The following is a 22,050-nucleotide window of genomic DNA, read 5'->3' as shown; positions in this document are numbered from 1 at the left end:
ATTGATGATGACTCAAGCTTTTACATACTGAAGCTTGAGTTCTTCTTTTGATGTTCAGTAAAGGAGAATGACGATGGAACGCCCAATCATACATAGCCGAAAAATCCTTCGAATAAAGAACGGAAAGCCAGAATGGTGCACAGATAAAGTCGCTACAGAGCAAGCGATTACGATTAAGTTAAATGGTGAAGAATTCGTGACGATGGTATGCACGCCCCAATACATAGAGGATATGGCTGTAGGATATCTTGCCTCTGAAGGGATCATTCGAACATATAGGGATATTCAGCACATGCGTGTAGATGGGAAGCAGGGGTTTGTACATATTGAATCTTCTCACATTAACCCTTTATATAAGGGTCTGCAAAACAAACGCTACCTTACTTCTTGCTGCGGCGGCAGCAGGCAGGGCTTCGTTTTTGCAAGTGACGCGATGTCAGCTAAACGAATGACAGAGCGTAATGTAAGGTTGTCTCCTGAAGACTGCACCCGCTTGATGAATGAAATGCAGAATGGGGCAGATACATTTAAACAAACAGGCGGTGTACATAATGCGGCTTTATGTGATGTAAATGGAATCGTACTTAGCCGAATGGACATTGGACGGCATAACGCACTAGATAAAATATATGGGTACTGCTTAATGCATAATATTTCTGTCCGTGACAAAGTAATTGTTTTCAGCGGTCGATTATCTTCAGAAATCCTGCTTAAAGTGGCAAAGATCGGCTGTGAGATCGTTCTTTCAAAATCCGCTCCGACAGAAAGAGCACTGACACTGGCAGAGGAACTTGAAATCACGACCGTTGGTTTTATTCGCAAGGGAAATATGAATGTTTATACGTTTCCGGAGCGTATCGTTATCGATTGAGAAGTGGAAAAGTGAAAAAAGCGTTTCTTAGGCTGAAACTGTGAAAAAACCGGTTAAAGAAAAGATTATAGAACTTATGACCAAAACCTAAAAATATAAAGGGGTTTTATGTCAGATAATAATGGATTGATGCCTGCTAATTCTAGCATTGCTTTATAAAAATCATTTTCAAAAAGTGGGGATGTCTATGAATATTAATCAAAACACTCATTTTTATGTCTTGTCTTTAGGCACCATAGTATTTTTATTTACTCTAATTTCTGAGTTTTCTTATAATTTAGGGATAATTTCTAATTATTCTATTACAATGCTTTTTTTCTTTTTGACTATATTTTTAGCTGTATTAATAGTTTTCTCAGTAAGTTATGTAAAACGTTTTAATGATAAAAAAGGTAAAGCGTTATTGTTTATACTAATACTTTCAGGAATAATATTTCTTTTTTTTCTTATCGTTAACTTGCTTGTTATGGTATAGAAATCAAATAAAAGGCTGGAACATTTATTTATGTTCCAGTCTTTTATTGTATTTTCAAAGCACCACTGTCTTTTTGCTTAATCATGGGAAATTAGTATGGATTAATCATAAGAATTTTCAGTCTTTCCAATAAATTTCACGGGACGTTTTTCATGATTTTGGAAAGATAGTTGACTTTGATAATCATTTTCATTTAACGTAGAACTTGTAAATAGTAATGAAAATCATTATCAATTAAAATATAGGAGTGATAGACATGCAAGCAACTATTCAATCCAAGAATGAATCACTATTAAATACTCAAATGAAAAGAGAATCAAATGCCAGATCGTATCCAAGAAGGCTGCCGCTTGCTATTCAAAGAGCAGAAGGAATTTACATAACGGATATGGACGGCAAAGAATACATAGATTGCTTAGCTGGAGCAGGCACGCTTGCTTTAGGTCACAATCACCCAGTTGTCCGCCAAGCGATTACAGAGGTGCTGGATTCTTATATTCCCCTGCATACACTTGATATCACGACACCAGTGAAAGAAGCTTTCGTAGATGAATTATTTTCTTCGCTGCCGAAAGCTTTTGCTGAAAAAGCGAAAGTCCAATTTTGCGGGCCAACGGGCGGAGATGCAATTGAAGCCGCATTAAAGCTAGTAAAAACGGCGACAGGCAACCGCGCTGTTTTGTCTTTCCAAGGAGGCTATCACGGATCGACCCATGGCACATTAAGCATCAGCGGAACAAAGGCTCCGAAAAAGAATATTCATGCGCTAGTGCCTGATGCTCATTTCATGCCGTATCCATATGAATATCGCTGCCCATTTGGTGTTGGAAAAGACGGCCATCGCATCAGCAGCACCTATATTGAAAATCTGTTAGATGATCCGGAAAGCGGAATTGTCGATCCAGCCGCTGTCATCGTGGAAGTCGTACAAGGCGAAGGTGGTTCGGTTCCAGCCCCAACCCAGTGGCTGAAAGAGATTCGCCGGATTACAAGAGAAAGAGACATTCCTTTGATCATTGATGAAGTTCAGACGGGTATCGGGCGTACAGGGAAAATGTTTGCGTTTGAACACGCAGAAATTGAACCGGATGTGTTAGTTCTTTCAAAAGCTGTTGGAGGAAGCCTGCCGCTGTCAGTTGTTCTTTACAACGAAAAACTGGATCAATGGGAACCGGGCGCACATATCGGCACCTTTAGAGGCAATCAAATGGCGATGGCCGCAGGAACAGCGACATTAAAATATGTGAAAGAACACAACTTGGCAGATCATGCAGCTGAACTTGGACAATATTTCATGGAGAAGCTGACGGAATTAAAGGGTCACTGTTCTTCAATTGGAGATGTCAGAGGCCGGGGTTTAATGATCGGAGTAGAAGTGATTAATCCTGCTAAACAGCCGAATTCATTAGGCAGCTACCCAGCTTATGCAGAACTAGCGTCAGAAATTCAAGCGCAATGTTTCTCACGGGGATTAATCCTGGAAGTAGGTGGCCGTTTTGGCTCAGTTATTCGTCTCTTGCCGCCGTTAATTATGACGCAGGAACAAGTGGATGAAGTCTTGGACCGGTTGAACGAAGCTATAATAGAGGCAGAAGTGAAATTTGGTGTAAGAGGAGAAAAATAGATGACAAAAGAATTTTCTGAATGGTTTCTCCATTCGAATAATAATGAAAGCAAGTTTCAAGAGCTAATGACAAAGTCCATCCAGTTAATAAATGAGGAAGCAAAAGCATTGCAAAAGCCATATTCAGGATGGACGAGAGAGCAGTTAGAAAAAGGGATTAATGAAATCATCCAAATACCAAAGGAAGCAACTGATGCCAACACGGTATTTGAAGAAGTGCAAGAGCGGATCGTGAGAAATTCTTTATGGGTTTCTCACCCTGCTGCCATGGCTCATCTGCATTGCCCGCCGCTTATCCCTTCAATGGCTGCAGAAGTCATGATCAATGCATTGAATCAATCCATGGATTCCTGGGATCAAAGCCCCGCGGCAACCTATGTAGAAAAGCGAATGATTGAGCTTTTTTCTGACTTAATAGGCTATACAGACACAGGGGAGGGGGTGTTTACGAGTGGAGGCACCCAGTCGAATTATATGGGCATGCTTTTAGCCCGTAATAAAGTCTGTCAAACCCGTTTTCAAGTCAATGTACAGACGGAAGGACTGCCTAGTGAAGCTAAAAAACTTCGGATTCTCTGTTCGGAAGCGGCTCATTTTACGGTTCAGCAGTCAGCGGCTCAGCTCGGATTAGGCATGAATACAGTCGTTCAAGTTGAAATGAATGATCGGCATGAACTTTGCGTAAAGGATGCCAAGAAGAAAATATGCGCGCTGAAAAGTGAAGGTCTGATTCCTTTTATGGTGGTCGCGACAGCCGGCACGACGGACTTCGGAAGCATCGACAGCTTAAAAGAGATCGGAGAACTGTCAGAAGCGGAAGAATTATGGTTCCACGTAGACGCTGCCTATGGAGGGGCGCTGCTCTTGTCTCATCAATACCGTTCATTGATTGACTCGATTGATCAAGCAGATTCGATTACGATCGATTTTCATAAACTCTATTACCAAACGGTCAGCTGCGGAGCATTCTTCGTAAAAGACAGAGAGAACTTTAAGCAGATCGCTTACTATGCCGATTACTTGAACCCTGAAGAAGAAGAGCCGGACGTGATCAATTTAGTAGAAAAATCGGTTCAGACGACGAAACGGTTTGATGCATTGAAATTATTCATGACTTTAAAGCTGATGGGAACAGACACATTTGGGCGCATGGTGGATTCTACGATTCAATTAGCTCAAGATACGGCTCAAATGATTCAGGACGACCCGGACTTTGAACTGTTAAATCACCCGCAGTTAAACGCGATTGTCTTTCGCTATCTGCCTAGAAGCCTAGAATGTGAGGCCGATATCAGCCGAATCAACCAGCAGATTCAGCAAAGGCTTTATCAGGAAGGAACGTTAATCGCAGCGAAGACGAAATATAAGGGGCGCGCCTATATGAAATTCACGATGTTAAACCCTTTAAATCATCTGGAAGCGATGAAGGTTCATTTAAATCAAATCAAAGAAAAAGGAAAAGAGATAGAGAGGGAAGGACAATGAATATTTCTGCGATCGCCAATCATTTGACGCTGCAAAACTTAATGAATTGTTATGTGAAAGAAACGGGAAAAGGCGAGTGGAAGTCTGTTGATGAAGTATCTGTATCCATACCTGATAAATGCATTAAACAAGTATTGATACTTTCTTTTCCAAAGCAATCCACTACGGTATATGTACCGGTTCGTTATCAATCTGTTACTGACCGCCATTTATTTACAGAAGACATGCTTTATCAAATTGCAGGCGGGGAGTGGCTGCCGCTTGATTTTATGACAATGGTTACCCTGATTCAGAAAGATTTATCTGAAGATCCAAGGCAAATCATTGGCATGGATGAATTATTGTTAAGAACGGTTTTAAGCTTTCAAAATATGAAATCGATCATCGCCAATCGAAGCAACAGTTTAGAAGAGTGCTATCAAACAGAAAAAACGTTTCTTCAATCCGAACAGTCGCTGTTAATTGGACATCAAGTTCATCCAACACCTAAAAGCCGTCAGGGAATTGATGAAGATGAAGAGTATATGTTTGCTCCTGAACAAAAAGGCTCCTTCAGTCTGCATTATTTTCAAGCAAGTAATGAATTAGTCGATGAAGATTCCGCCCTTAATGTGTCGGCGTCTAAATTGGTTAAAAATGAATTACTGAACGATCCTTCTGTCTCTAATTCATTTAAAGAATCGTATTGTCAAGATGACAGCCGTTCGTTAATCCCGGTGCACCCGCTTCAAGCACGGAAGCTTTTAGGCAGAGAAGATGTGTGCCAGCTGATCCAGTTAGGGAAATTAGCTTATTTAGGTCCAGTGGGCCGGGTCTACTATCCAACTTCATCTGTACGGACGGTGTACCACCCAGAGAGTCCATTTATGTTTAAATTCTCGATTCCAGTCAAGATTACGAACTCTCTCCGCATTAATAAACGGAAAGAGCTGGACCGCGGGGTGGAAGTGACACGGCTTTTGCAAAGCGGTATAGCTGAACAGATGTCGGCTGACTGTCCGGAATTTAAGATTATCGAGGATCCTGCCTATATAAATTTGAAGCTTGAAGGAGAAGAGTCTGGGTTTGAAGTCGTCATACGCGAAAATCCTTTCCAAGGAAAAAAAGCGGAAAGAACAACGCTGCTTGCCGCTTTATGCCAGGATCATATCACAGGGGAAGCTTCTCACTTAGCGAATATTATCGGGTTCATTGCACAGAAAGAGAGCATATCTATCTCAGAGGCCAGTGAAAAGTGGTTTAAAAAGTACTTAACTATTTCTTTGCGTCCTTTATATCACTTATATAATGTGTACGGTATTGCCTTAGAAGCTCACCAGCAAAATTCTGTTGTTCAGTTAAATGAACAAGGCTATCCAGAAACGTTTTATTACAGGGATAACCAAGGTTATTATTTCATGGCCTCTAAAGCGGAAACGCTAAAACAGATGGTGCCTGATTTAAATGACAAAAGTGATACGGTCTGTTCCGATGAGATCGCAGAAGAGCGTTTCCGTTATTATGTGATATTCAATCATTTATTCGGTCTCGTCAATACCTTTGGGGTCAACTTCCTTGCTGATGAAGAGCCATTATTACAGATGATGAGAGAAGAGCTCTTACAGCTGCAAACTCAATTAGGCGACCATACGAACCTTTTGGATTCGCTGCTTTACGACAGTCAGCTGCCTTGCAAAGCAAACCTGCTGACAAGGGTGAAAGATATGGATGAACTCGTTGGGAGTCTAGCTGAGCAATCAGTGTATGTGAAGGTGAAAAATCCTCTCCTAGTGAATGTGGGTGAAAGCGTTGAAGTGTAAAACAGAGGTTAATCGATATGAATATGCAGATCCAATTATAAACAAGACCATTTCTTTTCGGCCTGTTTCCTTCGAAAAAGACGTGAACACGCTCCACTCTTGGATGCATAAAGAACATGTCATTCCATTTTGGCAGTTGAATATTTCAATCGAGATGTACAGGCTGCATCTTCAGAAATTTTTGAAAGATAATCACCAGACCCTTTGGATCGGCGAGATTGACGGTGTGCCGATGAGCTATTGGGAATCGTATTGGGTGAAGGATGATATCATCGGTCGTTACTATGACTACGGGGAACATGATCAAGGCATTCATTTATTGATTGGTCCCGACAATTATTTAGGAAAAGGCTACATCTATCCTTTATTGCTGACGATGCTTTTTAAACAATTTCAGGTGAAAGAAACAGACAGAATCGTCGCTGAGCCTGATTGCGGAAATGAAAAAATGATCCACGTGTTTAAAAAGTGCGGATTTAAAGCTGTAAAAGAAGTGACATTGCCGGATAAAACAGGCTTGTTAATGATATGTGAACGAAAGACGTTTGAAAGCAGGTGGACAGATTGGCAAAACAACCAATTTTAGATGTAATAGGCGTGGGTATTGGACCGTTTAATTTGGGAATGGCAGCACTCCTTGAGAAAACGGACTGCCGTTCGCTATTTTTCGAGAAAAAACCGACATTTGAATGGCATCCAGGCATGCTTTTAGAAGGCACGACACTGCAGGTTCCGTTTATGGCGGATGTGGTCACCATGGCCGATCCGACCAGCCCATATAGTTTCCTGAATTATTTACATGAACAACAGCGGCTGTATCAATTTTACTTTTTTGAAAAATTTCAGATTCCGCGATCCGAATACAATCATTATTGTCAGTGGACAGCAAGTAAGCTTGAAGAACTCAGGTTTGGCTGTGAAGTGGAGAATATTGAATTAGGTGAGGACGGAGTTTATCAGGTCACTGTATTCAATCACGAAGAAAATGAACGAAAGATGCATCAAGCTCGCCATGTAGTGATGGGAACAGGCACAAGACCTTCTGTACCTAAGAGCTTGCGAGCATCACTAGAAGAAAAAGTATTTCACTCCTCGCAGTACAAGCAAAAAAGTGAATCGGTCCTTAATGAAAAATCGATCACAGTAGTGGGCTCTGGCCAAAGCGCGGCTGAAATTTTCTATGACTTATTGCAAAAGCAACCGGATTATGAGTATCAGCTAGCGTGGTACACACGCTCAAAAGGCTTTTACCCAATGGAATATTCGAAGCTAGGCCTTGAACATTTTTCTCCGGACTACACGAAGTATTTTTACGGGTTAGATGCTCATAAGAAGCAGCAAGTGTTAAAGAATCAAGCCTTGTTATATAAAGGAATCAGTGCCGGAACAATCGCAGATATCTATGATTTATTATATGAACGAACCGCTTGCGGAAGGTCTGCAAATGTTCAATTACAAGCGCTGACAGAAGTAACAAGCATCGAAAAACAAACAGACGGCTACTCTTTATCTCTATACCAGGTGGAAGAGGAAAAAGCAGTTCAAACTGAGACCGGCGCAGTCATTCTTGCCACTGGGTATGAATCCTTTGAGCCAGACTGTATTGAGGGTCTTAATACTTTACTGGAACGCGATGACAATGGTCAGCTCGTCATAGAAGAAGATTACCGAGTCAGGCTAACGACAGCGAGCGAGAATCATGTATTCATACAGAATGGGGAACTTCATACGCATGGCGTAGGTGCGCCTGACTTAGGGCTTGGCGCCTTCAGAAATGCAACCATTATTAATCAAATAGCCGGCAAAGAAGTGTATAAAACATACGACAATCAAGTATTCCAAACATTTGGCATAAACAACGACACGAGAAAGGATGAAGCGGATCATGGAAAGTTTATCTCTAAAGAGCTTGCAAGAATCTAATTGGAACAAAGCGGATCAAAGTCTAACGGTGAAAATGCTTCAGGAATTTATGTATGAGGACATTATCCAGCCTGTATTAATAGAAGAACAAGAGGGCGTAAGCTTCTATGAGTGGAAAAACAACAGCGGCACCATTTATCGTTTCCAAGCGAAAGCACGGATGTTTGATAGTTATTATGTGATCCCTGAGAGCTTAGAAGTTTTAAATGACGAAGCAAATTTGCCTCATTCTATTTCTATGCTGTTAAGCATTCAAATGGAAGGGAAGATGACAGGTACAACGGCCGGCCATTTAATTAAAGAATATTTACATACGATGGTGGCAGATACACACATCGACGAGGCATCCAAGCGTTCGGAAGATTTGATTAAACTGGACTATGCAGAGTTAGAAGGAGAAATGACGGGCCATCCGTGGATTACCTATAATAAAGGAAGAATTGGATTCAGTTATGATGATTACCTGCAGTATGCTCCTGAGCAGCAGCAAGAGATTCAATTATCCTGGATTGCGGTTCATAAAGAGGTTGCCACTTTCCATTCTATCGAAGGATTGAATTATGAAGCGGTACTGGGTCAAGAACTGGAAGCGGAAACGAAAGAACTATTTATCAATAAGCTGAGAGAATCAGGTGTCGATCCTGAACAGTATTATTTCATGCCGATTCATGAATGGCAGTGGAAAGAAATGATTGTCACATTATTTGCGACAGAAATAGCTAAACAAAAGCTGATTCCGCTAGGCAAAGGGAAGGATCACTATTTGCCGCAGCAATCCGTCCGAACTTTTGTGAACCGCTCGAATAAAGAAAAATTTCATGTGAAATTGCCTATGAGCATCTTAAATACGCTGGTGTACCGCGGGCTTCCAAGTGAAAGAACAGTGATTGCTCCGGACATTACACGATTTATTAAAAATATTGCGGCCAATGATTCATTTCTTAAAGATGAATGCCGAATTGGGCTCTTAGGCGAAAATGCTACCATGAATGTCGATCATCCGGCCTTTCAGAAATTAAAAGGTGCTCCTTATCAATATTTAGAAACGCTTGGCGTTGTGTGGCGAGAAAGTATTTATAAGGAATTAAACACGGATGAACGGGCGATTACATTAGCTGCGCTGCTTCATGTGGATCATGAAGAAACGCCTTTCGTATCGGAATTGATTAAAAAGTCAGGCGTAACGGCAGAACAGTGGATGGAGAAACTCACAAAGGCAATATTGCCGCCGTTGCTTCATTTTCTTTATCAATACGGTACCGTCTTCTCGCCGCATGGCCAAAACGCTGTGCTGGTATTAAAAGACGATCAGCCGGAACGGTTAATCATGAAAGACTTTGTCGATGATGTGAATATCAGTGATCAGCCGCTGCCTGAACTGACTGCTTTATCTGACGAATTAAAAGCAGTGCTGAGAAGTGAAGCGCCGGAAGGTTTGACGCAATTTATATTAACGGGATTATTTATTTGCCACTTCCGTTATTTAAGCAATATTTTAGAAGAGAAGGAACAGCTGCCAGAAGACCGGTTCTGGGAGATTGTGCGTGAAGAGATTCTAGCCTACCAAAAAAGGTTCCCGCAATTAGAAGAGCGGTTTAACACATTTGATTTATTAAAACCGTCGATTACAAAATTAACGCTCAACCGAAACCGGATGTTTGATTACGGGTATGGGGATGACGATGACCGCCCGCATGCCAGTGAATTCGGCACAGTGACGAATGCCCTTTATAAGCCTATTCATGTTCCTAATTTATGAATAAAGGCACCGATTAACAGAATGTCCTAAAATTCTGCTGATATTTTGTTTTCTTATACTAAATAGGAGGCCAGGATTATTCCGAATATATGGAATGATCCTGGCTTTTTTTAGTGGTATATTAGCATAATCAAAATGTGGAAGTTTGAGGTTTCTTACGTAGTAGCAACATGCAGATGCTTTAAGAAGCGAGAGAGAAAAAGGGCTTATTAAACTGACATTTTTTACAGTTTTAGAGCGCGGGATTATACCAGCAAGTGGGATCGCCTGAATGTGGAGCATTAAAGATATTTTATGCCTAAGACTAGGAAATGCACAAAATACTATTGAAGATCACAGCTGTATGGGGGTTCTGCGATAGTTTATTCTATAAAATTTCACTTCTATCTCTTTTTTCTCATTTTAAAACTGCTAAAATTAAAGTAATTCACTTTAAGAACAATTCAGCTTAATGCTGCCGTTTAAAAAAATAGAAAAGGCAATGGTTCTTAAACCATTGCCTCATATAAATATTAAATTATTTTACATCAATAAAGTATTCTTTCTTTCTATACACCATGGCTTCCATGGTAGCGATCAGTTCATTGTCGCTGTAAACATTAATTTTATACCAAGCAAGACGGTGATTTTTCTTTTCTTCAGCCGCGGTAGCTTTTAATGTTTGACCAAGTTTTCCAGAGGACATAAAACTAACATTTGTAGTAATGCCGACTGCTATTTTCCCGTATGAATTGCTGGCTGCTTCAAAAGCATAGTCTGCTAGAGAAAAAATGACGGCCCCATGAACTGTTCCATGAGAGTTAAGCATATGCTTGGCAGGGGTTAGAACAGCTGATGCTGTACCTGGTCCAAGTTCAGTCAGGCTCATACCAAGATGTTTAGCATAAGGCGATTGTTCTAAAGATTCTTTAATGTCGCTGTGATACATTTCATGCACCGCTTCATCGTTTAAATGAGTAAGCATTAGAGCCTCCTAGTATTAGTGATCTTTTGCTGAACTTATTCCGAATCCAGTATTCGATTTAAATAAAACTTCGGCATAGCTTTTTTCGTCGGCTTTTTGTTTTGATAAAACAGTACCTAAGTAAGCACCTAAGAAGCCAAGAGGTACCGTGAATATCGTAGGGTTCATCATTCCGAACAGTGCTTCGCCTGTAAAGATCCCCATGCCTGGAGTCGGATTCCAAACGTTTGGACTTAATAATACTAAGACTACTGAACTGATCAAGCCGAACAGCATGCCAGTTATTGCTCCAGCCGCAGTAAAGCGCTTCCAATAGATTGTGCAAAGGATTACCGGTAAATTTGCGCTTGCAGCGATGCCTAGAGCAAGTACAGATAGGAATGCGACATTTAATGATTGGGCAAAAATCGCTAGGATGATAGAAATTATGGCAACGCTTACAGAAGCGATACGTGCGACAAGTACCTGCTGCTTTTCTGTCACATTGCCGTTTTTGATAATTTCTCCATAAATGTCATGTGCAAATGCAGAAGCGGATGTTAACACAAGTCCAGATACCACGGCTAAAATTGTAGCAAATGCAATAGCTGAAACGAATGCAAATAAGAATTCGCCTCCGACAGTTAATGCAAGCAATGGAGCAGCCATGTTACCCGCTGAGTTAGCTTCAATGATTCGATCAAATCCTACGAAAGAAGCAGCACCAAATCCTAAAAAGATTGTCATGATGAAAAAGGCGCCAATAAACCAGGTAGAATAAACGACAGATTTTCTTGCCGTAGCAGCGTCTTTAACTGTAAAAAATCTGACAAGCAAGTGAGGTAACCCTGCCGCGCCTAAAACTAGTGACATATTGAAAGAAATCATATCCAATCCGTCAGTGTATTTATTACCCGGATTTAAAAATTTGTCCCCAAGAGGCGTGGCTGATTGTACCTGCTGGAACATTTGAGAAATATTGAAATTGAACTTAGAGAAGACGATAAAGGTAAGTACCGCAGATCCGCCAAGCAGTAAAACGGCTTTGGTAATTTGCACCCAGCTTGTCGCTGTCATTCCGCCGAATATTACATAAATAGTCATCAGTATACCCACAATAACAACAGAAAGGGCATAATCGATGCCTAAAAGAAGTTTAATTAATCCGCCAGCTCCTACAAGCTGCGCAATCATGTAAAATATTGAGATTACTAACGTGTTGGCAGCAGCAACTCCGCGAACCTTTTTAGATTTAAAGCGGGCAGTGATCATATCTGCCAGTGTATATTTTCCAAGATTTCGAAGAGGTTCGGAAACTAAGTAAAGCAGAACTAAAAAAGCTACTAAATTTCCAATACTCATATAGAAACCATCAAACCCAATTAAAGCAATGGCACCTGTAATTCCTAAAAAAGATGCTGCCGACATAAAGTCACCTGCAACAGCTAAACCATTTTGCCAGGCAGTTAAACCTCCGCCTGCCGTATAAAAGTCACTGGCATTTTTCGTTCTCTTCGATGATAAATAAGTGATGATTAGCGTCATAGCAATAATGGTTAAAAACAGAGTAAGAGAAAGTACGCTCATTGACCAAGCTCCTTTCTATAGGTTTCTAACACTTTACTTGCTAAAATGTCATACTTTTCTGACTTTTTGATGTAGACAATTCCTCCGACCCATACGACCACAAACTGCATTAACGCATAGACCCAAGCCCAAGTAAGACCGAAAAATGCTTCTCCTTTTAGCAGATCCGTGTACGCTGCCAGAATGGGCAACAAAAAGTAAAAGGACAAGAAAAAAATTGTGACTGGCAATATAAACGCCCTTTTCTGCTTCACTACTGTTTGAAACTCTTTTGTCTGAACTAATTGTTGGTAAGGTACTTCTGCTGGTTTTAGTTCGACCTTCGACAGTGCCTGTTGTTCCATACATATCCCCCTTTAATTAAAATGTAAAACGAAATTTCTACGGAAGTATTTTTTTTGATATACTCCACTTTAAATAAATTATCATAATATCCAAGTAGTGTAAACGCTTTATTTTAAAGTAAAAAGGATTAAAAAATGACATAAGATAGAAAGAAAACGGTTACAAATAGAAAAAAGTACTTAAAATAATAACACTATTTATAAAATTTTCAGAATTTTATATTGACAAGGAAAATAGATCGTATTAATCTAAAATCATATTACGATATTAATTTTAATCGTTTGATAATTGTTATATTAAATTTAGGATGCTTGTTTAATTTAAAGAGGGGGCTTTATCCATGTACAATCCGGAAATTGAAACAGCTACACGAGCAGAAGTAGAAAGCTTACAACTATCTCGACTAAAGCAAACTGTAAAAAATGTCTACGAAAATGTTTCTTTTTATAAAGAGAAATTTGATGAACTGGGGGTAAAACCTGAAGATGTCCAGAATTTAGAGGACATTACTAAGTTGCCGTTTACAAAGAAACAAAATTTAAGAGAACAATACCCTTTTGGATTGTTTGCTGTTCCAATGGAGGAAGTGGCTCGAATTCATGGATCATCAGGAACGAGCGGAAAGCCTACAATTGTTGGATATACAAAGAATGATCTAAAAAACTGGTCAACGATAGTTGCACGAGCTATTGTCGCAGCTGGAGGCAAAAAATCAGACATTTTTCATAACGCTTATGGATATGGTTTATTTACTGGAGGACTTGGCCTGCATTCCGGGGCGGAAGAGCTTGGAGTGGCGACTGTTCCAATTTCAGGAGGAAATACTGAGAGACAAATTACCATAATCAATGATTTTAAGCCTCGGGGTATATGCGGAACACCCTCATATATTTTGAATATTGCTGAAAAAATGGAAGAGATGGGCATAGACCCGGCTAGTAATGGCCTGGAATATGGAATATTCGGAGCTGAACCCTGGTCAGAAGAAATGCGTGCGACTCTTGAGAAGAAATTAAAATTAAAAGCGGTGGATATTTACGGATTAAGTGAAATCATGGGGCCTGGCGTTTCTATTGAATGCTATGAAGCACAGGATGGTCTGCATATTGCAGAGGATCATTTTTTAGTTGAAGTTATTGATCCAGAAACACTCCAACCTGTGGAAGACGGACAAGATGGTGAATTGGTGTTTACGAGTCTAACTAAGGAAGCGCTTCCAATCATTAGATATCGCACAGGTGATATTGCTTCTATCACCCGGGATAAATGTAAATGCGGACGAACAAGTATAAGGATGTCTAGAGTGAAAGGGCGTACAGATGATATGATCATCGTTCGAGGTGTCAATGTTTTCCCTTCTGAAATTGAAAGGGTGTTGCTTCAAGTAGAGGGACTTGTTCCACACTATCAAATTCACCTGATAAAAAAAGGCACCATGGATAGCGTAGAGCTTCACGTTGAAATTGAACCTAGTGTATATGAAGAAATTGATCATGATTTAAATCATCCCAACCTGCAAAAATTAAATAAACTCATCCAGCATCATATGAAATGTACTTGCTTGGTTACGATGGATATTGTGTTTAATGTTCCAAAATCTATTCCTCGTTCAGAAGGAAAAGCGATTAGAATTGTGGACAAAAGAAATGTTGCAACAGTGATTGCCTAGAAATTGACAGGAGTGAGAACATGAACGGCCAAACAGAAGAGAAAATGTTTGATGTAACGGTTATTGGGGGAGGCCCAGTCGGGTTGTTTACCGCTTTTTATGGCGGCATGCGGCAGATGTCAGTAAAAATTATTGAAAGTCTGCCACAACTGGGCGGACAATTATCTGCGCTTTATCCAGAGAAATATATTTATGATGTGGCGGGATTTCCAAAGGTTAGAGCCCAGGAATTGGTAGACAATTTAAAACGTCAAATGGAAGCGTTTCCTATTGACGTTTGTTTAGAACAGTCAGTTCAAACTATTGAAAAACAGTCAGATGGAATTTTTAAACTGACAACTGATACAGAACAGCATCTTTCTCGAACTATTATAATTACGGCTGGGAATGGTGCATTCCAGCCGAGGAATTTACAGCTGGATTCAGAAGATAAGTTCCAAGGCTCAAACCTTCATTACTTTATTGATGACTTAAACTCTTTTAAAGACAAACAAGTTGTCGTATTTGGTGGAGGAGATTCAGCTGTAGATTGGGCTTTAATGATGGAGCCAATCGCTAAAAAGGTAACGATTGTTCACAGACGGGATAAATTCCGTGCGCACGAGCATAGTGTAGAGAAGATGATCCATTCATCTATTGAAATTTTAACTCCTTTTGTGCCAACGGAATTGTTGGGAGACAGCCAGATTGAGCATGTATCGCTTGAACATGTAAAGAGTGGAGAAAAGATAGTGCTTCCTGTTGATGCTGTAGTTGTTAATTATGGATTTGTTTCATCTCTTGGCCCTGTTAAAAACTGGGGACTAGATATTGAGAAAAATTCAATTGTCGTAAACTCTAGAATGGAAACTAATATTGAAGGTATATACGCTGCGGGAGATATCTGCACGTACGATGGAAAAGTAAAATTAATCGCCAGTGGATTTGGGGAAGCTCCAACAGCGATCAGTAATGCCAAAGTATATATTGATCCATCATCAAAAGTACAGCCGCTTCATAGCACCACTGTTATGGCTGATAAGAAAGAAAAAGAGCCTGCGCTAAAATAGAAATTAAATAAAAAGAAGGAGGATATAAGTATGGCTAAGTATACGATTGTTGATCAAGAAACCTGCATTGCTTGCGGGGCATGCGGAGCATCGGCTCCAGAAATATTTGATTATAACGATGAAGGTATTGCGTATGTCCTTTTGGATGATAATCAAGGAACAGCGGAGGTTCCTGAAGAATTGCAGGACGATTTAGAAGATGCTCAGGACGGCTGTCCGACTGAATCGATTAAAGTTATGACGGAGCCGTCCAATCTGACTGCTGTTTAATCAAACTCTAATCTCATAATATAAAATAACAATTCTGTTTTTTTATTGCTTTATATATAACAATAAAATATAATAACGTTAATATAACGTTATAAAATAAAAATGTAATTTAGGAGGTTCGTAATGACTAATCTTGCATACGAAGCAACTGAACAAGAGTTGATGGATCAATTTATTCAGCGGATAGAGGCAGGAGATAAAATTGAAGCGGATGACTGGATGCCTGAAGAATACCGCACAGCGCTAATTAAACTCATTTCCATGCATGGCATAAGCGAAATAATGGGAGCTTTTCCAGAGAAAGAATGGGTCCCGAAAGCGCCTTCTCTTCATCGTAAATTAGGCATCATGGCAAAAGTACAAGATGAAATGGGCCACGGTCAATTGCTTCTGCGAGTAGCAGAAGATCTTTTAAAACCTTATGGAAAAAATCGCGGCGATCTAATGACAGATCTTTTTAATGGAGATTTAAAGTTTCATAACGTTTTCCACATGGAAACAAAAACGTGGGCAGATGCAGGGCTTATTGGATGGCTTGTGGATGGAGCAGCAATCATTACACAAACAAATATGTTAGCAGCATCCTACGGACCGTATGCCAGAGCACTGCAGAGAATCTGTGCAGAAGAGGTATTTCATGCACAGCATGGTGAAGCAATTATTATGGCGCTTGCAGAAGGAACAGATGAACAAAAACAAATGGTTCAGGACGCTTTAAATCGCTGGTGGCCGGCACTGCTTATGTTCTTCGGCCCTCCAAGCAGCGCTACAACCGGATCAAGCAAGCAGGATGTCACTATCAAATATAAGATTCGTTTAAGTACGAATGAAGAGTTGAGACAGCATTACTTTACAAAATACATTCCCCGAATCTTATCGTTAGGGTTAACGATTCCAGATCCGACCATCCACTTTGATGAAAGTCAAAAGTTATGGATCTACCGTCAGCCAAACTGGGATGACTTTAAGCAAATCATAAAGAATAAGGGTCCTCGTTCACAGGAACGGTTGAATCTGCGCAGAACATCCTATCAAAACAATGCATGGGTGCGTGAGGCGCTCAGCACGAAAGCTGAATAGAGAAAGGGAGGAAGAATCATGGATCAGGAAAAAACATTTTACCAGGAGTTTGAAGTTTTTAGTAAACGTACGCCAACTTCCGCTTTTCAGCATCAATTTAGTCTTTTGGCGCCAAATGAGGATATGGCGCTGGTTATGGCACAGGAAAACTTTATGCGCAGAGAACCCGTTGCGGATATTTGGGTCGTAAATCGGCTGCATGTTCGCGGCTTGGATCAAGAAGAGAAAAAGATTTTAAGTCGTCTTGATAACAAAGATTACCGTACTACTAAAGGCTACGGATATTTAAAGAAAAAGTGGCGCCACTACGAGCAGCAAATGTTAGATGAAAAAGAAATACTGTCATGGGCAGGAGGAGGCAAAGAAAAATGAGTGAAAACTTAACGAACTATACACCTCAATACATGGAGGCTGTTACTAATCTTTTATTCCAACTCGCAGATGACGATTTCTTATACTCGTATCGCGGTTCTGAATGGCTTGGTCTTGCGCCGCATATTGAAGAAGACGTTGCCTCATCCTCAATATGCCAAGACAGCATGGGTCATGCGACTATGTTTTATGAACTGTTAGAAGAGATCGGCGCGGGAAAAGCGGATGACCTTGCTCATTTGCGGCCGTCAAATGAAAGAAAAAACACTATATTAGTAGAACGTACGAACGGAGAGGGCTATTACCTGGATACTCCTCAATATGATTGGGCTTATGCGGTTGTTAGAAACTATTTCTATACCCAAGCAAAAAAAATAAAAATAGATTCATTAAAAAATAGTTCCTATCAACCTTTAGCGGACGCGTCCATTAAAGTGAGCATGGAATTACATTATCACCTGCTGCACTGGAAGACTTGGTTTGTACAGCTATTAAGCTCAACTGAAGAAGCCAAAGTAAAAATGCTCGCAGCTATCGAACAGACAATGAATGACTTTGGCGATGTTTTCTCTTACGGTACAGAGAAAGAAAAATTCGCAGAGTTTGCATTAATCGAAGAAGAACGTGTTCTTGCCGATAGATGGACTGAACAAATAGGTGCCGTGCTTGAATCTGTACAGCTTTCAAAGTTGACAGTGCCAACAGATCCGGAATTAAACGGCCGGAATGGAACTCATACGAAAGCACTATCAGAAGCGATTTCTACCCTTTCTGAAGTCTATCGGACAGATCTTGCTGCAAGCTGGTAAATCCCCTTACAGAGAGGAGTGATCGATATGCAAACAGTATCTTCACTTAAGAAACAAGTGCTTCATGCGCTTGAGCAGGTTAAGGATCCAGAAATTGATACAGTCAGTATTATTGATCTTGGAATGGTAGAAAAAGTATCTGCAAATGACGGTGAAGTAGACATCAATATATTACCGACATTTCTAGGATGCCCGGCACTGGGAATTATAAAAAATAACATTGAAAAAACCATTCAAGCCATTCCCGAAGTGAAGCATGTATCTGTTCAATTTATTCATCATCCACCTTGGACGTCTGAACGTATAACAGAAAAGGGTCGTTCCGGATTGAAGGCGTTCGGTATAGCTCCTCCTCCTAGGTTTTTAGAGGCTGACGGATCTTGGCATGTGGACTGTCCATACTGCACTTCAACGTATGTCACAATGGAAAATATTTTTGGGCCAACAGCCTGCCGAAGTATTTTGTACTGCAAGAGCTGTAAAAACCCTTTTGAAGCAATGAAACCAATCTCAACTTTACTATGAAATGAGGAGAAATAAACATGGCGAAATTAATTGCTCTTTATAAGCATCCTGAAGACAAGGCAGCTTTTGACGACCACTACTTTAATACACATGCACCGATTACTGCAAAGATTCCGGGTCTTCGTGAAATGAAAGTAACTAAATTCACGGCTTCCCCAATGGGCGGCGAGACGCCTTACTACTTGATGTGTGAAATGATTTATGACAGCGCGGAAGATTTAAAGAAAGGTCTTCGCTCTGACGAAGGGAAAGCGTCTGGAAAAGACTTAATGAGCTTTGCAGGAAATCTTGTTACATTATTGATCGGCGAAGATGCATAATGGAGACGTTTGAGTTCATTGACACTTCTTTGAGTGAAGGAGTAGCACTCATTGAGCTTAGCAGGCCAAATCAGTATAATTCGCTAAATCGAAAAATGGTTCGTGAAATTGTTGAAGCCATGGAGTCGTTTGATCGAAACGAACAAGTTCGTGTGATCTTGCTGACGGGCAAAGGGCGCGCATTTTCATCCGGAGCGGACATTGATGAAATGGCTTCGGATGATGCAGTCCGCTTGGAACTTTTAAACCAGTTTGCGGACTGGGATCGTCTTGCTTTTATAAAAAAACCAATCATCGGAGCGGTAAAAGGATTTGTTTTCGGCGGGGGGTTTGAGCTCGCTCTGTGCTGCGACATGCTTATTGCTTCAGAAGGTACAGAATTTTCTTTTCCTGAAGTTAATCTAGGGGTCATGCCTGGCGCCGGAGGAACACAGCGCCTGACAAAAATTGTAGGACGAACGAAAGCGCTTGAATGGCTTTGGACAGGAAAACGCATTCCAGCTGAATTAGCACTCGACAGCGGTTTAATTAATCGGATTGTTTCATCTGAGCTGTTAATGGAAGAATCAATGAAAATGGCTGTTCAAATTGCAAGCCAGCCTCCGCTCTCCGTACGTTTGATTAAAGATTCAGTTCATAAAGCAGTTGATTACTCGTTATATGAAGGAATGCAGTATGAACGTAAGAATTTCTACTTATTATTTGCTTCAGAAGATCAAAAAGAAGGCATGAGCGCGTTTGTTGAAAAGCGCAAGCCTCAATTTAAAGGGAGATAAGCAATGTTTGAGACTATTCAATATTCCGTCGACAATGGTATCGCCCGCATCACGCTTGAGCGTCCAGATTCATTAAATGCGTTTATTGCCAGGATGAACAAGGACATTCAAAATGCTGTGAAAAAAGCAGAGGCTTCACCTGATGTTCGTTGTATCGTAATTACTGGAGCTGGCCGGGCATTCTGCTCAGGACAGGATCTATCAGAAGTAAACGAAGAGATGGATCACGGTCAGGTGCTTAGGGATCATTACGGACCGATGGTAAAGCAAATTCAACAATGTGAGAAGCCTGTAATTGCTGCGGTAAACGGTGTGGCAGCAGGCGCTGGCTTCAGTCTTGCACTAGCGTGTGATTTCAGAATCATGTCAGAGCGAGCCAGCTTTATGAACGCATTTATCCATGTAGGGTTAATACCGGATTCAGGGAATCTGTACTTTTTAAAAAGAATTGTAGGAGAAGCAAAAGCGATTGAACTGTCAGTACTTGGTGAAAGAATTACGGCAGAACAATCATTAAATATGGGGCTCGCAACGAAAGTTATACCGGCCGCTGACTGGGAATCAGCAGTGGACCAATTCGCTTCTCATATTGCCAATCTTCCGACAAAAGCCATTGGGTTAATCAAACGCTTGCTAACAGCAGCAGATTCGCTGACCTTTACTGAATATCTGGAGCGTGAAGCACAAGGACAGAGAATTGCTGGGTTAACGACTGACCATCGAGAAGGAATTAGTGCCTTTTTAGACAAAAGAAAACCGACTTTTTCAGGAAAATAAAAGGAGTGAATAAAAATGTCAGCACAACAAACTACACTTGAAACAACTTCATTAAAGCGTGATTATTACCACCTTATTATCAACGGCGAGAAAGTGGAAAGTTCTAATAATAATGTATTTGAAACGGTTAACCCGGCCACTGGCCAAATCATTGCAAGAGTAGCTAAGGCCTCACAAGAAGATGCAGAAAGAGCAGTGACCGCGGCACGCGAAGCATTTGATCATGGGAAATGGCGTAAGTATCCAATCAACCGCCGTGCTCAAACAATGAATAAGATTGCTTCAATAATGCGTTCACGTTTTAATGAAATTGTCGAACTGGAAATTTTGGATACAGGTAAATCACTTCATGCAGCACAAGGTCAAGTAACACAAGCTATTGAAGATTTTGAATTCTATGCGGGCGCGATCGTTGGGCATCGCGGATCCGTAAATAACGTACCAGGGCAATTTCACAATTACACTGAAAAAGAGGCGGTTGGCGTTTGCGCTCAAATTATTCCGTGGAATTATCCATTGATGATGGCAGCTTGGAAAATCGCTCCAGCTATTGCTGTAGGCTGTTCAGTAGTTGTAAAACCGGCAAGTTTAACACCTCTGACAGCTATTATACTTGGCGAAATTTGCCTGGAAGCTGGTGTACCGGCAGGAGTTGTTAATATTATCCCTGGCTCAGGATCTGAAGTTGGCAATTACTTAGTCGAGCATCCAAAAGTAGATAAAGTCGCCTTTACGGGGTCCACTCCAATTGGAAAAGACATTATGGGTAAAGCTTCTCAAACGCTGAAACGTGTGACATTGGAGCTTGGAGGAAAATCTCCAAATCTAGTTTTTGAAGATGCGGATGTCGACGCAGCCGTTGATGGTTCTTTATTTGGAATCTTTTATAACACAGGCCAGTCATGCGAAGCGCGCTCTCGTCTTTATGTCCACGAAGATATCTATGATGAGTTTGTTGAAAAATTCGTTGAGAAAACGAAAAAACTTCAGCTCGGCGATCCATTTGATAAGTCGACGCATGTTGGTTCAATTATCGATCAAGGTCAGCTTGATGTAATAGATGGTTACGTAAAGTCAGCTATTGAAGACGGTGCAGACATTCTGACTGGCGGCAAGCCTGCACAAATTGAAGGATTTGAAGGCGGATTCTGGTATGAGCCGACTGTTATTGCTAACGTAAATCATGATATGACAGTGGTAAAAGAAGAAATCTTCGGTCCAGTTGTTGTTATCATGAAATTTAAAGATGAAAAAGAAGCCATTCGCCTGGCAAATGACACAGAATTTGGTCTAGGTTCAGCTGTTTGGTCTAAAGATGGCGCAAGAGCAACCCGTGTTGCTAACCTAATCCAAGCAGGTATCGTTATGGTCAACTGTCCATTCTCTGCATTCCCTGGAACTCCATTTGGCGGATATAAGCAATCTGGTTTTGGCCGGGAACTATGCATCGAAACACTTGATTTATACACGGAAACAAAAAGTATTTTGTCCTACTATGGCAGCCGTCCATTGAATCCTTTTGGTCTTTAATAAATAAACTTTCGTACGAATGAGCCAATGTCTCATTCGTACTTCTTTATAAGAGGGGGAAA

At 40.7% G+C, this 22,050-nt stretch carries 21 protein-coding genes; 18 read left to right on the top strand and 3 right to left on the bottom strand.

Going from position 1 to position 22,050, the window contains the following annotated elements; translation table 11 throughout:
- The first annotated feature begins 73 nt into the window (after positions 1–73).
- The 7 genes from fdhD to JOC78_RS10305 all read left to right on the top strand — a co-directional run bounded on the left by fdhD (position 74) and on the right by JOC78_RS10305 (position 9,936).
- On the top strand, positions 74–871 hold the full coding sequence (gene fdhD / locus JOC78_RS10335; protein WP_275582026.1) for a formate dehydrogenase accessory sulfurtransferase FdhD: 798 nt from the start codon (positions 74–76) through the stop codon (positions 869–871).
- 731 nt (positions 872–1,602) lie between these two features.
- Positions 1,603–2,970 (top strand): aspartate aminotransferase family protein, encoded by a 1,368-nt coding sequence (locus JOC78_RS10330; RefSeq protein WP_204555163.1) that lies wholly within the window; start codon positions 1,603–1,605, stop codon positions 2,968–2,970.
- Complete coding sequence (locus JOC78_RS10325; RefSeq protein ID WP_204555161.1) at positions 2,971–4,455, top strand: pyridoxal phosphate-dependent decarboxylase family protein; 1,485 nt, start codon at positions 2,971–2,973, stop codon at positions 4,453–4,455.
- Positions 4,452–6,254 (top strand): IucA/IucC family protein, encoded by a 1,803-nt coding sequence (locus tag JOC78_RS10320; protein WP_204555159.1) that lies wholly within the window; start codon positions 4,452–4,454, stop codon positions 6,252–6,254. Before JOC78_RS10325 ends, JOC78_RS10320 begins: the two co-directional genes overlap by 4 nt.
- Positions 6,255–6,291: 37 nt before the next feature.
- Positions 6,292–6,840, top strand: coding sequence for a GNAT family N-acetyltransferase (locus JOC78_RS10315; RefSeq protein WP_338023197.1), 549 nt, complete (start codon positions 6,292–6,294; stop codon positions 6,838–6,840).
- Complete coding sequence (locus JOC78_RS10310) at positions 6,810–8,177, top strand: SidA/IucD/PvdA family monooxygenase (RefSeq protein WP_204555153.1); 1,368 nt, start codon at positions 6,810–6,812, stop codon at positions 8,175–8,177. Before JOC78_RS10315 ends, JOC78_RS10310 begins: the two co-directional genes overlap by 31 nt.
- Positions 8,140–9,936: an IucA/IucC family protein gene (locus JOC78_RS10305; RefSeq protein WP_239587108.1), complete on the top strand. Its 1,797-nt coding sequence runs from the start codon at positions 8,140–8,142 to the stop codon at positions 9,934–9,936. Before JOC78_RS10310 ends, JOC78_RS10305 begins: the two co-directional genes overlap by 38 nt.
- A gap of 517 nt (positions 9,937–10,453) precedes the next feature.
- Here the strand turns inward: JOC78_RS10305 and JOC78_RS10300 are convergent.
- From JOC78_RS10300 to JOC78_RS10290, 3 genes are read right to left on the bottom strand one after another with little or no spacing between them, the layout of a single operon-like run.
- Positions 10,454–10,900: a PaaI family thioesterase gene (locus tag JOC78_RS10300; RefSeq protein WP_204555147.1), complete on the bottom strand. Its 447-nt coding sequence runs from the start codon at positions 10,898–10,900 to the stop codon at positions 10,454–10,456.
- Positions 10,901–10,915: 15 nt separating this feature from the next.
- Positions 10,916–12,466: a solute symporter family protein gene (locus tag JOC78_RS10295; protein WP_204555144.1), complete on the bottom strand. Its 1,551-nt coding sequence runs from the start codon at positions 12,464–12,466 to the stop codon at positions 10,916–10,918.
- A complete protein-coding gene (locus JOC78_RS10290; RefSeq protein ID WP_204555141.1) occupies positions 12,463–12,810 on the bottom strand; it encodes a DUF485 domain-containing protein in 348 nt (115 codons plus the stop codon). Before JOC78_RS10290 ends, JOC78_RS10295 begins: the two co-directional genes overlap by 4 nt.
- A 341-nt stretch (positions 12,811–13,151) precedes the next feature.
- Here JOC78_RS10290 and JOC78_RS10285 point away from each other — a divergent pair, with 341 nt between their 5' ends.
- The 11 genes from JOC78_RS10285 to JOC78_RS10235 all read left to right on the top strand — a co-directional run bounded on the left by JOC78_RS10285 (position 13,152) and on the right by JOC78_RS10235 (position 21,988).
- Positions 13,152–14,480 carry a phenylacetate--CoA ligase family protein gene (locus tag JOC78_RS10285; RefSeq protein WP_204555138.1) on the top strand — a complete coding sequence of 443 codons (1,329 nt, stop codon included), beginning with the start codon at positions 13,152–13,154 and terminating at the stop codon, positions 14,478–14,480.
- 20 nt (positions 14,481–14,500) lie between these two features.
- Entirely contained in the window at positions 14,501–15,529 is a 1,029-nt protein-coding gene (locus JOC78_RS10280) for an NAD(P)/FAD-dependent oxidoreductase (RefSeq protein WP_204555136.1), read from the top strand.
- 30 nt (positions 15,530–15,559) lie between these two features.
- The gene (locus tag JOC78_RS10275) at positions 15,560–15,799 is read left to right on the top strand and encodes a ferredoxin (protein WP_204555133.1); all 240 of its coding nucleotides are present in this window, start codon (positions 15,560–15,562) and stop codon (positions 15,797–15,799) included.
- Positions 15,800–15,922: 123 nt separating this feature from the next.
- Positions 15,923–16,879, top strand: coding sequence for a 1,2-phenylacetyl-CoA epoxidase subunit PaaA (paaA, locus tag JOC78_RS10270; RefSeq protein ID WP_204555130.1), 957 nt, complete (start codon positions 15,923–15,925; stop codon positions 16,877–16,879).
- Positions 16,880–16,897: 18 nt separating this feature from the next.
- Positions 16,898–17,251, top strand: coding sequence for a 1,2-phenylacetyl-CoA epoxidase subunit PaaB (paaB, locus tag JOC78_RS10265; protein ID WP_204555113.1), 354 nt, complete (start codon positions 16,898–16,900; stop codon positions 17,249–17,251).
- Positions 17,248–18,060 (top strand): 1,2-phenylacetyl-CoA epoxidase subunit PaaC, encoded by an 813-nt coding sequence (gene paaC / locus JOC78_RS10260; protein ID WP_204555099.1) that lies wholly within the window; start codon positions 17,248–17,250, stop codon positions 18,058–18,060. Before paaB ends, paaC begins: the two co-directional genes overlap by 4 nt.
- Positions 18,061–18,087: 27 nt before the next feature.
- Positions 18,088–18,585, top strand: a complete 498-nt coding sequence (paaD, locus tag JOC78_RS10255; RefSeq protein WP_204555090.1) for a 1,2-phenylacetyl-CoA epoxidase subunit PaaD — start codon at positions 18,088–18,090, stop codon at positions 18,583–18,585.
- 17 nt (positions 18,586–18,602) lie between these two features.
- On the top strand, positions 18,603–18,905 hold the full coding sequence (locus JOC78_RS10250) for an EthD family reductase (RefSeq protein ID WP_204555075.1): 303 nt from the start codon (positions 18,603–18,605) through the stop codon (positions 18,903–18,905).
- Positions 18,905–19,681 (top strand): enoyl-CoA hydratase/isomerase family protein, encoded by a 777-nt coding sequence (locus JOC78_RS10245; protein WP_204555071.1) that lies wholly within the window; start codon positions 18,905–18,907, stop codon positions 19,679–19,681. The genes JOC78_RS10250 and JOC78_RS10245 overlap by 1 nt, the downstream gene beginning before the upstream one ends.
- A gap of 3 nt (positions 19,682–19,684) precedes the next feature.
- Positions 19,685–20,458, top strand: a complete 774-nt coding sequence (locus tag JOC78_RS10240; protein ID WP_204555068.1) for an enoyl-CoA hydratase-related protein — start codon at positions 19,685–19,687, stop codon at positions 20,456–20,458.
- Positions 20,459–20,473: 15 nt separating this feature from the next.
- A complete protein-coding gene (locus JOC78_RS10235; protein ID WP_204555064.1) occupies positions 20,474–21,988 on the top strand; it encodes an aldehyde dehydrogenase family protein in 1,515 nt (504 codons plus the stop codon).
- The last annotated feature ends 62 nt before the right edge of the window (positions 21,989–22,050 follow it).

Source organism: Bacillus ectoiniformans (assembly GCF_016908875.1).
Taxonomy (GTDB): Bacteria; Bacillota; Bacilli; order Bacillales; family Domibacillaceae; genus Bacillus_BX; species Bacillus_BX ectoiniformans.
The sequence above is the reverse complement of the archived record's forward strand: the minus strand, read 5'-3'. Positions and strand labels throughout refer to the sequence as shown.

What these genes read in the sequence shown, in the direction of transcription:
- JOC78_RS10295 (WP_204555144.1), bottom strand. Translation starts at nt 12,466, where the DNA reads ATGAGCGTACTTTCTCTTACTCTGTTTTTAACCATTATTGCTATGACG.
- paaC (WP_204555099.1), top strand. Translation starts at nt 17,248, where the DNA reads ATGAGTGAAAACTTAACGAACTATACACCTCAATACATGGAGGCTGTT.
- paaA (WP_204555130.1), top strand. Translation starts at nt 15,923, where the DNA reads ATGACTAATCTTGCATACGAAGCAACTGAACAAGAGTTGATGGATCAA.
- JOC78_RS10305 (WP_239587108.1), top strand. Translation starts at nt 8,140, where the DNA reads ATGGAAAGTTTATCTCTAAAGAGCTTGCAAGAATCTAATTGGAACAAA.
- JOC78_RS10290 (WP_204555141.1), bottom strand. Translation starts at nt 12,810, where the DNA reads ATGGAACAACAGGCACTGTCGAAGGTCGAACTAAAACCAGCAGAAGTA.
- JOC78_RS10250 (WP_204555075.1), top strand. Translation starts at nt 18,603, where the DNA reads ATGGCGAAATTAATTGCTCTTTATAAGCATCCTGAAGACAAGGCAGCT.
- JOC78_RS10330 (WP_204555163.1), top strand. Translation starts at nt 1,603, where the DNA reads ATGCAAGCAACTATTCAATCCAAGAATGAATCACTATTAAATACTCAA.
- JOC78_RS10235 (WP_204555064.1), top strand. Translation starts at nt 20,474, where the DNA reads ATGTCAGCACAACAAACTACACTTGAAACAACTTCATTAAAGCGTGAT.
- JOC78_RS10240 (WP_204555068.1), top strand. Translation starts at nt 19,685, where the DNA reads ATGTTTGAGACTATTCAATATTCCGTCGACAATGGTATCGCCCGCATC.
- JOC78_RS10320 (WP_204555159.1), top strand. Translation starts at nt 4,452, where the DNA reads ATGAATATTTCTGCGATCGCCAATCATTTGACGCTGCAAAACTTAATG.
- JOC78_RS10300 (WP_204555147.1), bottom strand. Translation starts at nt 10,900, where the DNA reads ATGCTTACTCATTTAAACGATGAAGCGGTGCATGAAATGTATCACAGC.
- fdhD (WP_275582026.1), top strand. Translation starts at nt 74, where the DNA reads ATGGAACGCCCAATCATACATAGCCGAAAAATCCTTCGAATAAAGAAC.
- JOC78_RS10325 (WP_204555161.1), top strand. Translation starts at nt 2,971, where the DNA reads ATGACAAAAGAATTTTCTGAATGGTTTCTCCATTCGAATAATAATGAA.
- paaD (WP_204555090.1), top strand. Translation starts at nt 18,088, where the DNA reads ATGCAAACAGTATCTTCACTTAAGAAACAAGTGCTTCATGCGCTTGAG.
- JOC78_RS10285 (WP_204555138.1), top strand. Translation starts at nt 13,152, where the DNA reads ATGTACAATCCGGAAATTGAAACAGCTACACGAGCAGAAGTAGAAAGC.
- paaB (WP_204555113.1), top strand. Translation starts at nt 16,898, where the DNA reads ATGGATCAGGAAAAAACATTTTACCAGGAGTTTGAAGTTTTTAGTAAA.
- JOC78_RS10245 (WP_204555071.1), top strand. Translation starts at nt 18,905, where the DNA reads ATGGAGACGTTTGAGTTCATTGACACTTCTTTGAGTGAAGGAGTAGCA.
- JOC78_RS10280 (WP_204555136.1), top strand. Translation starts at nt 14,501, where the DNA reads ATGAACGGCCAAACAGAAGAGAAAATGTTTGATGTAACGGTTATTGGG.
- JOC78_RS10275 (WP_204555133.1), top strand. Translation starts at nt 15,560, where the DNA reads ATGGCTAAGTATACGATTGTTGATCAAGAAACCTGCATTGCTTGCGGG.